Consider the following 13882-nt stretch of genomic DNA (forward strand, 5'->3'; position numbering starts at 1 on the left):
GTTTAGCTTATTTTTTATTCTTCTCACCCACAGCCCCTCGTCTTCCCGTTGATAAAAATGTGACAAAATTTATCGCAGAGTAATGGGCGGCTGGAGGGCTGTCTAACAACGAAACCGGCATTCCATTGCCGAAAAAAGCATTATGAATTTTTCTGGGGCAAAGCCCGCTGCAAATCGCGGTTCAACCGGTCGCAGCCAGCCCCCGGATAAGTTTGGCTAAGGTTTTGATCGCCTCTTCAAAACGGTCATTCCATTCAAAAGAGGCGTTGAGGCGGAAGCAGTGGTTGAAATGGTCGCCGGTCGTGAACATGCGCCCCGGCGCGATGCTGATGCCCCGGGAAAGGGCCCGCCGGTACAGTTCCATCGACGACAGCGCCGGATCCAGCTCCAGCCACAGGAAATAACCGCCGTCGGGCTGGCTGACCTTCACCGTCGGCGGGAAATGGTGGGCGATCGCCTGACGCATCGCGCTTTGGCGTTGAGCCAGCAGGCGCCGCAGCCGCCGCAGATGGGTATCGTAGCCGCCGTGCAGCAGATAATCCGCCAGCGCCATCTGGGTCGGCACGCTGGTGGAAACGGTGCTCATCAGCTGCAAACGCTGGATCTGCTGCGCATAACGCCCCGCCGCTACCCAGCCGACGCGAAAGCCCGGCGCCAGGCATTTGGAAAACGACGAGCAGTGCAAGATCTGGCCGCCGCTGTCGAGCGCCTTGGCCGGCAGCGGCCGTTCGGCGCTGAAGTACAGCTCACCGTAGACATCGTCTTCGATCAGCGAAATCTGCCGTTCGCGCAGCAGCTCCACCAGGCGCTGCTTGTTGGCCTCCGGCAGGGTGGCGCCCTGCGGATTTTGGAAGTGGGTCATTAGCCAGCAGGCCTTGATCGGATACTGTTCCACCGCCTGCTGCAACGCGTCCAGATCGATACCGTCCTGCGGATGCGTGGCGATCGCCACCGCCTTTAACCGCAGCCGTTCCAGCGCCTGCAGCGCGCCGTAAAACGCCGGCGATTCGATCGCCACATAGTCGCCCGGCTGGGTCACCGCCTGCAGGCTGAGGCTGAGCGACTCCATCGCCCCGGCGGTGATGACGATTTCGTCCGGGGCAACCTGCATGCCGCTCAGCGCATAGCGTTGGGCAATGTGCCGCCGCAGCGCGTCGTTGCCCGGCGGCAGGTTGGCCAGCGAACTGTGCGGCGTGAACTTGCGCGCTACGCTGCTCAGCGCCCGCGCCAGCTTCGGCTGGGCGAACAGCGTGGCGTCGGGAAAGGCCGAACCGAAAGGCACGATGTCCGGATCCTTGCAGGCCTGCAGCACGTCAAAAATAAAGGCGTTGATGTCCACCTGCTCGCTCAGCAACAGTTTCTCGCCGCGCGAAGGCTGAGGCAGCGGCTGCGGACGCGCCGCCACATAGTAGCCCGACTGCGGGCGGGCGACGATCCACCCCTGGCTCTCCAGCAGTTGGTAAGACTGCACCACCGTCATCAGGCTTAATCCGGCGCGTTTGCCGCTCTCGCGCAGCGAAGGCAGCTTGTCGCCCGCCCGCCACACCCGGTTCTGGATCTGTTCTCTAATCTGCTGCGCAAGCTGCTCGTATCGGGTCATAACCATTAACTGTTATATGAAAAAGTAAAATAACTGTCACTATTATAGTCACTGTACTTCGTGATTAACTTAACGCCAAGCTTTTCACATAAAAATGACAGCTATACTCAAGAGGTTAATTTATGTTCAACCCTAGGAGGCGCCATGCTGGGTCTTGATGCACTGGAACTCGCCAGAATACAGTTCGCCTTCACCGTGTCTTTCCATATCATCTTCCCCGCCATCACCATCGGTTTAGCCAGTTATCTGGCGGTGCTGGAAGGGTTATGGTTGAAAACGCACAATGAAGCCTACCGTGAGCTTTACCATTTCTGGTCAAAGATTTTCGCCGTTAACTTCGGCATGGGCGTGGTGTCCGGGCTGGTGATGGCCTATCAGTTCGGCACCAACTGGAGCTTCTTCTCCGAGTTCGCCGGCAGCATTACCGGGCCGCTGCTGACTTATGAAGTGCTGACCGCCTTCTTCCTCGAAGCCGGTTTCCTCGGCGTGATGTTGTTCGGCTGGAACCGCGTCGGCCCCGGCCTGCACTTCTTCGCCACCTGCATGGTGGCGCTCGGCACGCTGATCTCCACCTTCTGGATCCTGGCTTCCAACAGCTGGATGCAGACCCCGCAGGGGCATGAAATCATCAACGGCCAGGTGGTCCCGGTCGACTGGCTGAAGGTGATCTTCAACCCGTCCTTCCCGTACCGCCTGCTGCACATGTCCACCGCCGCCTTCCTCTCCTCGGCGTTCTTCGTCGGCGCCTCCGCCGCCTGGCACCTGCTGCGCGGCCGCGATACCCCGGCGATGCGCAAAATGCTGTCGATGGCGATGTGGATGGCACTGATCGTCGCGCCGGTGCAGGCGATGATCGGCGATGCGCACGGTCTGAATACGCTGAAACACCAGCCGGCGAAGATCGCCGCCATCGAAGGCCACTGGGAGAACCCGCCGGGCGAAGCCACGCCGCTGATCCTGGTCGGTTGGCCGGACATGCAGCGCGAAGAAACCCGTTTCAAGCTGGAGGTGCCGTACCTCGGCAGCCTGATCCTGACGCACAGCCTGACCGAACAGGTGCCGGCGCTCAAATCCTTCCCGCCGGAAGATCGCCCCAACTCCACCGTGGTGTTCTGGTCGTTCCGCATCATGGTCGGGCTGGGCATGCTGATGATTCTGGCCGGGGTGTGGAGCCTGTGGCTGCGCTGGCGCGGCGGGCTGTATCAGTCGCGTCCGTTCCTGTACTTCATTTTGTGGATGGGCCCTTCCGGGCTGCTGGCGCTGCTGGCGGGCTGGTTCACCACCGAGATCGGCCGCCAACCGTGGGTGGTGTACGGCCTGCTGCGCACCAAGGATGCGGTCTCCGCGCACGGCGACCTGCACATGAGCATCAGCCTGCTGGCGTTCATCATCGTCTACTGTTCGGTGTTCGGCGTGGGGTATTCCTACATGATGCGCCTGATCCGCAAAGGGCCGCAGCCGCATGAACACCAAGAAGACAATACCGAGGGCCGGCCGGCGCGTCCGCTGTCCGCGGTCAACGACACTCTGGACGACAGGAGCTGAACATGGGTATCGATCTTCCGCTGATTTGGTTTGTCATCATCGTGTTCAGCACCATGATGTACGTGGTGATGGACGGTTTCGACCTGGGCATCGGCATCCTGTTTCCGTGGGTGAAAGAGAGCGGCGACCGCGATCTGATGATGAACACCGTCGCCCCGGTGTGGGACGGCAATGAGACCTGGCTGGTGCTGGGCGGCGCCGCACTGTTCGGCGCCTTCCCGCTGGCCTATTCGGTCATCCTTGACGCGCTGGCGATCCCGCTGACGCTGATGCTGATCGGGCTGATTTTCCGCGGCGTGGCCTTCGAGTTTCGCTTCAAGGCGACGCCGGAGAAGCGCCATATCTGGGACAAGGCGTTTATTTGGGGCTCACTGTTCGCCACCTTCAGCCAGGGTGTGGTGGTGGGCGCCGTGATCAACGGCTTCCCGGTAGAAGGCCGCACCTACGCCGGCGGCGCGCTGGACTGGCTAACGCCGTTCGCGCTGTTCTGCGGGCTGGGGCTGGTGGTGACCTATGCCCTGCTCGGCTGTACCTGGCTGGTGATGAAAACCGCCGGTGAACTGCAGGCACGCATGTATCACCTGGCGACGCCGCTGCTGGCCATCCTGTTGCTGGTGCTGGCTGCGGTCAGTGTCTGGACGCCGATCGCCCATCCGGAAATCGCCGCCCGCTGGTTTACGCTGCCTAACCTGTTCTGGCTGCTGCCGGTACCGCTGCTGGTGCTGCTCAGCGCCTGGGGAATTCAACGCGGAGTGAAACGCGGCGCGCACTACTCGCCGTTTATGCTGACGCTGCTGCTGGTGTTCCTCGGCCTGAGCGGGCTTGGCATCAGCATCTGGCCGCACCTGATCCCGCCGGCCATCAGCCTGTGGGACGCCGCAGCACCACCGCAGAGCCTCGGCTTTATGCTGGTGGGCGCGCTGTTCATCATCCCAATCATTCTGGTCTACACCTTCTGGAGCTACTACGTGTTCCGCGGCAAGATCAGCCATGAACACGGCTATCATTGAGAAGGGAGGACGCTATGCAAGATAAAACGGCAACCGCCGCTCCGGCGCCCTGGTGGAAACGCATCGGTTGGCTGGTGATCATCTGGAGCGCCAGCGTGCTGGGGTTATTCGTGGTTGCCTCACTGTTCCGCCTGCTGATGACCGCGGCGGGCATGAAGTCGCATTGACGCGGCGCCTTATCTGGACGCGCTGTTGGGAAAGTAAAAAGAGACCACCAGCGTGACCAGCGGCAAGGCGCCGATCTTCACCAGCTCAAACACCTGATTCAGCGCTTCGTTTTTCTCCCAATACGCGTGGGCGGCGAATACGCCCACGCTGACGGCGAATATCCCGCACAGCACCTGGCGTGCCAGGCGCAGCCGCTCCATTTCGTCGAAGACCAAGACCTGCTCCAGATAAACCTGGCTGGCCTCATCGCGCAGATTACGGCTTTCGATGTTCATGGGAAGATCTCCACGACCCGCCCCACCGCTTCAAGCTGTTCACCCTTCTCCCGAACAATGCCAAGAGAAGTACCATCCTGTTTCATCCAGTACTTATCGGCAAGGGTAATCAGTGCAAACGCCATTTTGATTACCTCGGTTTTTTCCATCCCGTGACGCCGGGCGATATCGTTCAGATCATCATCAATTTTGTTCGATAACCGAATCGGCAAGCTGCGCATAGTCCACCTCCTGTGGCCGTTGATTCACAGAGGGAAAGTCTACTGGAAGGGCAAATATCGTTCAATTAGTGAACTGCGTAACGCCTCGCACAATCCGCATGCAACGCTAGTGCGGCTTGCGGCCCATCGCGCTGAGGAAGCGTTGCTGCAGACGCAACAGCTCCTCCAGTTCCAGCAGGCGGTAGTCGATGCCGAAACGCGGCGCCACCTCGCCGATGATGAGGCTCAGCGCCGGGTAATGGCGGTGGCTCCAGTGCGGGAACAGATGATGCGTCAAATGCAGGTTCGCCCCGCCGAGCCAGTACCCCAGCCAACGCGGCCGGGTCAGCCAGTCGAAGGTGGTGGCGAACACGTGGTGATACCAGCCGTGCGGCATCGTGCCCTGCGCCGGCGCCTGATAAAAGTTGGCCTTGGCCCAGTGGGTGCCGATGATCAACATCACGAACAGCAAGGAAGAAAGCATCTGGCTCAGCAAATAGACCAGCAGAATTTGCCCGATGCCGATAGCCGGCGGCAACAGCCAGCATGGGATCGCCAGCGCCAGCAGCAGGTGTGCCGCCTTACCCGCCAGAAACCCGCACCAGCCACGCACGCCCTGCTGCGCCATGCGCGCCGCCACGCGGGTGCGGCCCGCCCTGTCCAGCCAATCGAACAACCAGATGTAGTACGGGAACGTCAGCGCCGCCACCAGCGGCCAATAGTAACGCTGCGCGCGCATAAAGGGGCGCCAGCGCTGGAACGGCGTTTGCCGCAGCACGCCGTTGGCGTCGATGTCGGGATCGTAATGTTCGATATTGTTATGGGCATGGTGGAACAGCACGTGCCGCACGCGCCAGCAGTCGGGGTCCAGTCCCAGCGGCACACTCACCAGGGCGTTCAGCCAACGGTTGGCCCAGGGCCGACGGAAAAACGCGTTGTGCGAAGCATCGTGCACCACGTTCACCGTCAGGAACATGCCGATAAAGATAAAACCGAAATAGCAGGCGAAAAACGCCCAGCCGTTTTGCTGCTGCAGGCTCAACCCGTAACACAGGCCGCACAGCGCCAGCAGCAGCGCGACCTTCGCCAGCATGCCGCCGTCGGCGAAACGGTGATCGCCGTTGGCCGCCAGATAATGCTGGGCGGCCTGCATCAGCGCGCGGTGCAACCCGTTGTCGTCGCGCCGATAGGCTAACGGACGCAGCGGTTTCATGGCTGCCCCATCCGCCGCAAGAAGCGCTGTTGCTGCGCCAGCAGTTCGCGATAGCCGATGCAGCGGTACGCCATGCCGTGCCGCTGTGCCACTTCCGCCACCGCGGCGGCCAGCGCCGGATAGTGGCGGTGATTCCAACCGGGAAACAGGTGATGGGTCAGGTGATAGTTCAGCCCGCCGGTCAGATGCTCCAGCCAGCGCGGTTCGGGCTGCCAGTCGCAGGCGGTGGCGAAATTGTGCCGATACCAGCCTTGCGGCATGCTGTCGCCCGTCGGCGCCGGGTAAAACTCGGCCTGCGCCCAATGGGTGCCCAGCAGCAAGAACACCACCAGCAGCGAGGCGCACATCTGGCTGAGCGCGTAAGCCAGCAACACCCAGCCCCAGCCGATGCCGTGCAAGTGGCCCACGATCAGCGGCACCACCAGCACCAGCGCCAGATGCGCGAGCTTGCACAGCACGAACAGCGTCCAACCGCCGCGCCCCGCCAGCACGCGTTTTTCCCGCAGCGGCGTTTTATCGAGCCGATCGGACCAATCGAAAATCCAGGCGATATAGGGCAAGGAGAGCGCGGCGATCAGCGGCCAGTACAGATGCTGATAGCGCATATGGGGCCGCCAGCGCTGGAAAGGCGTCTGGCGGAAAAAGCCGTTCTCTTCGGTGTCCAGATCGTAATGCTCCACGTTGGCGTAAACGTGGTGGTAATCCACGTGCCGCGTACGCCAATAGTCCGGATCGACGCCCAGCGGCAGCGTCACCACCCGCCCCACCAGGCGATTGGCCCAGGGCGCACGCAGGAAGGCGTTATGCGAAGCATCGTGGTTGACGTTGACGTTGAGCAGCATACCCATGGTCACGAACAGGAAATAGCAAAGGAAAAACGCCCATGGCTGATGCTGCATCAGGCTGAGCGCGTAAAACCCGGCGCACAACACCAACAACAGCGCGGCCTTGACCAGCCGCGCGGCATCGGCATAGCGATGATCGCCCACCAGGCAGGCGTGCGCCGCGCGCTTGAGATCGCGATGAAACGTCTGCTCGCCATCGGCGGGAAAACGCAGCGGCGGCAATGACTCAGCCATGCGGTTCCTCCACGGCGGCCGATGCGGCCACTCGCCCCCAGCCCAGCGCGATGCACAGGGCATGCAGCGCCACGGCGGCCATGGCGATATGCCAATAGCGCTGTGGCCAGCCAAGATAGCCGATAAACAGCAGCGGCATGCCCAGCGCGATCAGCAGCCAGACGGCGCTCGCCCACGGTCGCCCTTCCGTCATGCCGCCCAGCGCTACCGATCCCAACGCCAGCAGCACCAGCAGCGCCATTTGCGGCCAGCTGATGTCGCCGTAACCATAGCCGTATTGGTAGACGTAGCCGACCACCAGCGTGAACAACAGCATGGCGCCGCTGAATACGCTGAGTGCCGAACGGCGGTCGCGTGGTCGGCCCGGCGCCGGGCGCCATGTCAGACGCAAATAGCGCAGGAACGGCAGATTACTCGCCCAGAACGGGTTGGCAGACGGCCTGTCACCGCTGACGCCATAGCTGAACGGCGTGGTCGGCAACGCCGGGCAGAAGGTGCCGAACAGCTTGTCCCAAAAGATAAAGCTGCCGCCGAAGTTCTTATTGGAATACGCCATGTCCTTGATGTGGTGCACCCGGTGGTGCGCTGGCGTGACCAGGATTTTTTCCAGCACGCCCAGCTTCGGCGTCAGCGCATTGTGGTTAAACAGCTGAATGCTGTAGTGAAAAATCGACACCGCGACGAACACCGACAGCGGCACGCCCGCCAGCGCCAGCAGCAAAAAGAACGGGATCGACGTCAGCGACGAATACCAGGAGTTGCGCACCCCCAGCGACAGGTTGAAGTGCTCCCCCTGGTGGTGCACCACGTGTACCGCCCACAGCACGCGGAAGCGGTGGTGCAGGCGATGCAGCCAGTAGAAACCGAAGTCCCACGCCAGCAGGGCGAACAGCCACATCAGCAGCGGCGGCCAGGCGTCCAGCAGCCCCAGGCTGAAATGCGCGGCCACGTAGCCGTAGCAGGTGATCTCCAGCCCGCGGAACAGCCACAGCATGATATGGCCGGAGTTCAGGTTGAACACCAGATCGTGCCAGTTGACCGGCTCACGGCGCCCCCACTGCAGCGCCACCGCCTCGGCCACCACGATGAACAGCATGAACACTATCGGCAACGCCAGATCGCTCATCCCATTTCTCCTTTAACCACGCGCCTGCGCAGGGCCTTTATACGCAGCGCCAGCCCACCGGCGCATAGCGCCAGCAAGGCGCCACCTGCCAAATCGACAAACAAGTGACGGCGCAGCTGCAGAATGGAGAACGCGATCGCCACGCCCCACAGCATCCACAGCGCCGTCCGCATTTTGCGCTCGCCGTCGCTCAGCGCCCACACCGCCAGCACCGTCAGCGCCATGTGCAACGACGGCAGGCAGTTCTGCGCCGAATCCACCTGCGTTAACGCCGCCAGCAGCTGCGCGCTGATCCCAACGCCATCGTTCTGCGGATAGGCCATGGTGGTCGGCCACAGCAGGTAAACCGCTCCGGCGCCCAGCGCCGTCAGCTGCATCGCCAGCGTCAGCCATTTGATTCGCCGCAGCGGCGCCAGCAAATAGCCAGCCGGGACGATGAGGAAGAACGACAGGTAGAGCCAGATGGCCGTCGGGTTGAACGGGATCGCCCGATCAAGCGCCGACGGCGGCAACAGGGTTCCCGCCCCCTGCAGGCGATCGGTCAGGCTATACACGACCCCGACCGTCCCCCAGCCGAGCAACATGTGCCCTAGCCTGAACAGCGTATTTTTCATGCTTCCTCCGCCTGGCGCACGATGCGCCGCCGCTTGCGATCGAACTGCGGCAGCACCGCCTGCGTCGTCAGCCGCCATTCGAGCCGCTCGGTGGCGATGCCCTGACGGGCGAACAGTGCGATCAGCTGCGCCTGGCAGTGCGCCAATTCCGCTTGGCTGCAATCGGCAATCAGCTCCAGCCGCTGCTCGCCGCGCTGGATCAGGCGGTAATCGCTGGTCAGCGGCAACGCATTGGCGATCGTCCGGCTGCAGGCATCGGCGAACACCGCCTGCGGTTGCCGCTGCGCATCGGGTAACATCAGCTGATCGTCGCGCCGCCCTTCGATACGCGCAATCGCCCGCGTCGATTGCCCGCATGGGCAGGGTTCCTGGCGCAGCACCAATACATCATCCAGCCGATAGCGCACGATCGGCTGCGTACTGCGGGTAAAGTCGGTGATCAGCGGCGTGAAGCGCAGTTCGTCGATCCACTGCGGTTCGATATGCAAAAACTCTTCGTTCAGATGTAGCGTGCCGTGCGCGCAGGTGGCGGCCAGGAACCCCTCGGTGGCCTGATACACTTCGCCAACCGCCGGAAACACCTGCAGCAGCAGGCGGCGATCCTGCTCTTCCAACACCTCGGCGACCGAGATCGCTTTTTTGACCGGCAGCGTCACCTGCCCGGCCAGCACCGCCAGCGCCAGGGCGCGCAGCACCTGCGCCGGCGCCACGATGATGCTGGGCGCCTGCCGTTCCAAGGCGGGCAGATGCGCATTGAACGGCGCGAGCAGATCGTAAAACGCCAGGCTCAGCCAACGGTTGTTCACGCTGTGATAGAGGTTATTGTCCGCCCGCAGAAACAGCGCAACGCGCTCGCCGGCCAACAGCCCGTCCGGCAGCATTTTCGCCAGCATGCCGCCGGCCCACACCTGCTGTTCGCGCGGGCTGACGACAAACACGCCGCGCTGCCCGGAGGTGCCGGACGACAATCCGACGCTGTAGCGCCCGATCTTCGGCGTGAAATCGCGATCCGCCTCGCTGCGCTGCGCGCAGGCCAGCACCGCATCGCGCTGCAGCCCGGCGGTATTCATCCGGTCGAACTGCGCCATCATCAGCACCTTGTCCATCTGCGGCCATTCGGCGAACGGCCGGCGGCTGAAACACTGAAAATAGGGGCTCTTGCTCAGCACCCGGCGGGCAAAGCCCGTGAGCTGCCGGGCCTGATACGCCTCCAGCGCCGCACGATCGCCAAAGCGCAGGCGTCGGGCGCGAAAATAGTGCCAAAGGGTCATGAAGGGGATCACAGGTCCCCCTCATGACACAGCAAAATGTTGACCTGGCCGCCCGCCCACAACTGGTTGAGCCGCTCCAGCGTGCGGGTGTACGCCGCCGCGTCGTCCATCACCAGATTGGCCAGGCGCGAAGGCCCGCGCAGCGTCTGGTAGCTCTGCGGCGACCAGGCGGCGTCGCTGGCCAGCAGTGTCCAACCGGCATCGGTGAGGATAAAGGCGCCGATATGGCCGGCCGCATGCCCCGGCAGCGGCACCAGCACGATCTGCCCTTCGCTGCCCGGCAGCACGTAACCGCGATCGAACGGCGCCAGCAGCGCGGGCAACGCCACCGAGGGAAAAGCCTCCATAAACTGCAGGCGGCTCTCGAAGTCCGCCGGGATCAGGCCGGGAATAAAGGCGCGCTTCAGCGCCGCAAAACCGCGCAGCCCACGGGTTTGCTGCCAGCCTTCGCCAGAGCAAATAAAGTCGAGTTGGCTGAAATCCTGCAGCCCGGCGATGTGATCCGCGTGAAAATGCGAGACGATCAGCGCCTGGATGTCACCTTCGGTGTAACCGGCTTCGCGCAGCTGGTGCGCCAACGACTCGGCGGGATCGAAATAGACCGGCGTCATGCGGCGGTAAAGGCTGAACAGCCCCGACTGCGTGTGCTGCTGAAAATAATGCGCGTAGCCGGTATCCCACAGCCAGCGGCGCTCCCCTACCTCCAGCAGATAGGCGCGCGCCGGGAATTTGCACACCCGGAACCCGGCACCGCGCAGCGCCATGCAGCCGATATGCGTGCAATAGCCCACTTCAAAAACGGTGACTTTAGCCATGTTGTCCGCCTCCTTGCTGCCGCAGCCACTCGCCGGTCAGGCGGATCCCCTCTTCCATCGAGTAACGCGGCCGATAGCCCAGCTCTTCGATCGCGCGGGTCTGGCTCAGGGTCATGTCGAAGTGCACCGCCGCCACGCTGTAGCGCGTCAGCATCGGTTCCTTGCCGCTCAGGCTTGCCCACAGCTCCATGCCGCCGGCCAGCGTATGTAGCAGCGGATAGGGCACGGCCTGCAGCCGGTAACTCAGCCCCAGCGCCTGACGCAGCAGCGCATCCAACATGTCCGCCAGCCGCTGGGGTTGGTGGTTGGTGATGTTGTACACGGCGCCGGACGACAATCCGCGCTGCCGGCTGGCCAGCTCCATGGCGTGCACCACATTGGGGGCAAAGGTCAGATCCAGCAATGCCTGTCCGCCGCCGGGCAATCGCAATACGCCGCGATCGCGTTCGAGCTGCTGCAACAGCCGCGGCACGATCACCCGATCGTGCGGGCCAAACAGGCCGCGCGGCCGCAGCATAATGTAGGTGGTTTGCGGATAGATCTTCGCCTGCGCCAACAGGCGCTGTTCGGCCGCATACTTGCTGGCGGCATAGTGATTGGCGAAGCGCCGGGCGCGGTAACCCTCGTCAAGATCGTAATGCGGCTGAAAATCGAAGTAGATTGCCGGCGTGGAGATATGCACGAAGCGCCGCACGCCGCAGCGCCCCGCCGCCTCCGCCAGCTTCTCCGTCGCCGCGGCGTTGATGCGGTGAAATTCCGCCTTGCTGCCCCAGGGCGAAGACTTGGCCGCACAGTGCCACACCCACTCGCAGTCGGTCACCAGCTCCCGGCACTGCTGCGGCGTGGCCTGCGCCAGATCGAGCGCGCAAAACTCGGCGCCCAGCCGGCGCAGCGTTGCGCCGGCCCGCTCATCGCGGCCGGTGGCGCGCACCTGATGTCCGGCCTCCAGCAACCACTGCGCCGCGTTGCGTCCCAGCCCGCTGGTCGCCCCGGTGACCAGCACCCTCATGGCAGCAACACCATGCCGGCCAGCGCCAGCCCGGCGGCGGTGCCGATCAGCATCACCGGCTGACCGGGATTGAAGCGCCCGGTGGTCGCAGCGGCATGCAGCGCCGTCGGGATGGACGCCGCCACCTGATTGCCATGATGGCGGTAGATGTCGACCAGCGCCTCGCTGGAGACGTGCAGCCGCTTGCGCATATGTTCGAGCGACAGATGGCTGGCCTGATGCGGCACCACGGTGGCGATCTGGGCCAGGGTCAGGCCGCTGGCGTTCAGCAGCCGGTCGAGGTAGCCCTCAATCAGCGCCGACGCCTGACGGAACAGCGGCTTGCCCTGCATATGGAACAGGAAGTCTTGCTCACACATGCCGGCGCGCGGGTTACGACGCGTACCGCCGGCGCGGATCTCGCACAGTTCGCTCCCGGCGGGATAGGTTTCCACCAGGCTGGCGAGGATACCGCTGGCGCCGTCGCCGCACTCCACAATGGCACAGGCGGCGCCATCGCCGAAAATCAGCGACGACTCTTCGTGCTGCCAGTCGATGCCGCGTGAAGCGAGATCCGCCGAAACGATGGCGATACGCCGATACGTCCCGGCGTTCAACAGCCCCGCCGCTACCTGCAGCGCAGAGATAAAGCTGACGCAGCTGCTGTTGATGTCGAAGCCCGGCGTGCCCGCCGCCAGCCCCGCCACCTTGAGAATATGCGCGGCGGTGCATGGCAGCGCCTGCACCGATATCGCCGAGGCGGAGATCAGCAGGTCAATGGAAGCTGCCGGGATGGCGTGGCGAGCCAGCGCATCTTGCAGCGCAGCGGCAGCGAGTTCGGCCTGGCTGGCATCGTCGGCGGCGTGATAGCGGCAAACGATGCCCGAGCGTTTTTCAACGTAGCCGGCCGGTTTCCCCAGGCGAGCGTCGAGCGTAGAAGACGCCACGCGGTTGGGCGGCAACGCGGCCCCGGTGGCAATGATTTTCAGAGGCAACAGCTCGGGTGAGCGACATTGTGTGGTCATTATTGTTATTGATTAACCTGACTATCCATAAAGCGATTCTCCCGCACGGCACGAAGGCCACGCGGATCATCCCCGGTTTTTATGTCCCAAAATGCCTTTCATCAAGGCGGTATCTCTTGTTATCGGCTACCACGGGCCGACGTCCGTCGGCGGAAGCATAAGCGTAACATGACTGAGATAATTAGTTTACGACAAGGCGGCGAGAATGGGCAGACGGCGGGGGAATTATCGGAATAGCGCCGCCGCTGGCGATCGGCGGCGGCGGGGTCAGGCTCAGCGGCGGTTGCGCACCAGCTGATAACGGCGGGTCAGGTACTCTACCGGCGCACTCCAGATATGCACCAGGCGGCAGAACGGGAACAGCACGAACAGCGTCATGCCCAGCACCATGTGCAGTTTGAAGATAATCGCCACCCCTTCCAGGTGCGCAGAGGCGCCGGCGTGGAAGGTCACTACCGCCTGCGCCCAGGCCACCAGCTTCATCATTTCGCTGCCGTCCATATGCTGGGCGGAGAACGGAATGGTCAGCAGCCCCAGACACACCTGCACCACCAGCAACGTCAGGATCATGATGTCGGCGAAGCTGCTGGTGGCGCGCACCCGTGGGTTGGTCAACCGGCGCTTCAGCAACAGCGCGCCGCCGATCAGCGTCATCAGGCCGCAGGCGCCGCCGGCGATCATCGCCAGCTTCTGCTTCACGTCGATCGGCAGGAAGGCCTCATACATCCAGTGCGGCGTCAGCATGCCGAGGAAGTGGCCCGCGAAGATGCCGATAATCCCGATGTGGAACAGGTTGGACGCCAGCCGCATGCCCTTTTTATCCAGCATCTGGCTGGAGCCGGCGCGCCAGCTGTACTGCCCGTAGTCGTAACGCAACCAGCTGCCGATCAGGAATACCGCGCCGGCCAGATAAGGGTAGATATCGAAGAAGAACTGATTCAAAAATTGCATGA

Annotated in this window: 15 protein-coding genes; 3 read left to right on the forward strand and 12 right to left on the reverse strand. The window is 63.0% G+C overall.

The features are described from left to right. Window positions 1-181: 181 nt before the first annotated feature. Window positions 182-1600: a PLP-dependent aminotransferase family protein gene (locus ACMGGW_RS12965; protein ID WP_025303187.1), complete on the reverse strand. Its 1419-nt coding sequence runs from the start codon at window positions 1598-1600 to the stop codon at window positions 182-184. 144 nt (window positions 1601-1744) lie between these two features. Between ACMGGW_RS12965 and ACMGGW_RS12970 the strand changes: the two genes are divergently transcribed. From ACMGGW_RS12970 to ACMGGW_RS12980, 3 genes are read left to right on the forward strand one after another with little or no spacing between them, the layout of a single operon-like run. Next, complete coding sequence (locus ACMGGW_RS12970; RefSeq protein ID WP_016927376.1) at window positions 1745-3145, forward strand: cytochrome ubiquinol oxidase subunit I; 1401 nt, start codon at window positions 1745-1747, stop codon at window positions 3143-3145. Between the two features lie 2 nt (window positions 3146-3147). Next, window positions 3148-4155 carry a cytochrome d ubiquinol oxidase subunit II gene (gene cydB / locus ACMGGW_RS12975; RefSeq protein WP_025303188.1) on the forward strand — a complete coding sequence of 336 codons (1008 nt, stop codon included), beginning with the start codon at window positions 3148-3150 and terminating at the stop codon, window positions 4153-4155. Between the two features lie 14 nt (window positions 4156-4169). Next, window positions 4170-4322 (forward strand): DUF2474 domain-containing protein, encoded by a 153-nt coding sequence (locus ACMGGW_RS12980; protein ID WP_071605360.1) that lies wholly within the window; start codon window positions 4170-4172, stop codon window positions 4320-4322. A gap of 9 nt (window positions 4323-4331) precedes the next feature. Here the strand turns inward: ACMGGW_RS12980 and ACMGGW_RS12985 are convergent, their stop codons facing one another. From ACMGGW_RS12985 to narI, 11 genes are all read right to left on the reverse strand, one after another. Then, window positions 4332-4598, reverse strand: a complete 267-nt coding sequence (locus ACMGGW_RS12985) for a hypothetical protein (protein ID WP_033643416.1) — start codon at window positions 4596-4598, stop codon at window positions 4332-4334. Continuing rightward, window positions 4595-4819, reverse strand: coding sequence for a hypothetical protein (locus ACMGGW_RS12990; RefSeq protein ID WP_025303190.1), 225 nt, complete (start codon window positions 4817-4819; stop codon window positions 4595-4597). The genes ACMGGW_RS12985 and ACMGGW_RS12990 overlap by 4 nt, the downstream gene beginning before the upstream one ends. 106 nt (window positions 4820-4925) lie before the next feature. Then, window positions 4926-6011, reverse strand: a complete 1086-nt coding sequence (locus ACMGGW_RS12995; RefSeq protein ID WP_197832276.1) for an acyl-CoA desaturase — start codon at window positions 6009-6011, stop codon at window positions 4926-4928. Then, the gene (locus ACMGGW_RS13000) at window positions 6008-7090 is read right to left on the reverse strand and encodes a fatty acid desaturase family protein (RefSeq protein ID WP_167324386.1); all 1083 of its coding nucleotides are present in this window, start codon (window positions 7088-7090) and stop codon (window positions 6008-6010) included. Before ACMGGW_RS13000 ends, ACMGGW_RS12995 begins: the two co-directional genes overlap by 4 nt. Next, window positions 7083-8216 (reverse strand): sterol desaturase family protein, encoded by a 1134-nt coding sequence (locus ACMGGW_RS13005; protein WP_167324387.1) that lies wholly within the window; start codon window positions 8214-8216, stop codon window positions 7083-7085. The genes ACMGGW_RS13000 and ACMGGW_RS13005 overlap by 8 nt, the downstream gene beginning before the upstream one ends. Then, window positions 8213-8830, reverse strand: coding sequence for a phosphatase PAP2 family protein (locus ACMGGW_RS13010; RefSeq protein ID WP_142590294.1), 618 nt, complete (start codon window positions 8828-8830; stop codon window positions 8213-8215). The genes ACMGGW_RS13005 and ACMGGW_RS13010 overlap by 4 nt, the downstream gene beginning before the upstream one ends. Beyond that, window positions 8827-10113 carry a F390 synthetase-related protein gene (locus tag ACMGGW_RS13015; RefSeq protein ID WP_197832277.1) on the reverse strand — a complete coding sequence of 429 codons (1287 nt, stop codon included), beginning with the start codon at window positions 10111-10113 and terminating at the stop codon, window positions 8827-8829. Before ACMGGW_RS13015 ends, ACMGGW_RS13010 begins: the two co-directional genes overlap by 4 nt. Beyond that, a complete protein-coding gene (locus tag ACMGGW_RS13020) occupies window positions 10110-10916 on the reverse strand; it encodes an MBL fold metallo-hydrolase (RefSeq protein ID WP_043138513.1) in 807 nt (268 codons plus the stop codon). Before ACMGGW_RS13020 ends, ACMGGW_RS13015 begins: the two co-directional genes overlap by 4 nt. Further along, complete coding sequence (locus ACMGGW_RS13025; RefSeq protein ID WP_192973948.1) at window positions 10909-11925, reverse strand: NAD-dependent epimerase/dehydratase family protein; 1017 nt, start codon at window positions 11923-11925, stop codon at window positions 10909-10911. The genes ACMGGW_RS13020 and ACMGGW_RS13025 overlap by 8 nt, the downstream gene beginning before the upstream one ends. After that, window positions 11922-12929 carry a 3-oxoacyl-[acyl-carrier-protein] synthase III C-terminal domain-containing protein gene (locus ACMGGW_RS13030; protein WP_049204102.1) on the reverse strand — a complete coding sequence of 336 codons (1008 nt, stop codon included), beginning with the start codon at window positions 12927-12929 and terminating at the stop codon, window positions 11922-11924. Before ACMGGW_RS13030 ends, ACMGGW_RS13025 begins: the two co-directional genes overlap by 4 nt. Before the next feature lie 273 nt (window positions 12930-13202). Beyond that, complete coding sequence (narI, locus tag ACMGGW_RS13035) at window positions 13203-13880, reverse strand: respiratory nitrate reductase subunit gamma (RefSeq protein ID WP_025303199.1); 678 nt, start codon at window positions 13878-13880, stop codon at window positions 13203-13205. Window positions 13881-13882 lie beyond the last annotated feature (2 nt).

It is taken from the genome of Serratia sp. BNK-4, from assembly GCF_048685115.1.
GTDB lineage: Bacteria > Pseudomonadota > Gammaproteobacteria > Enterobacterales > Enterobacteriaceae > Serratia > Serratia bockelmannii.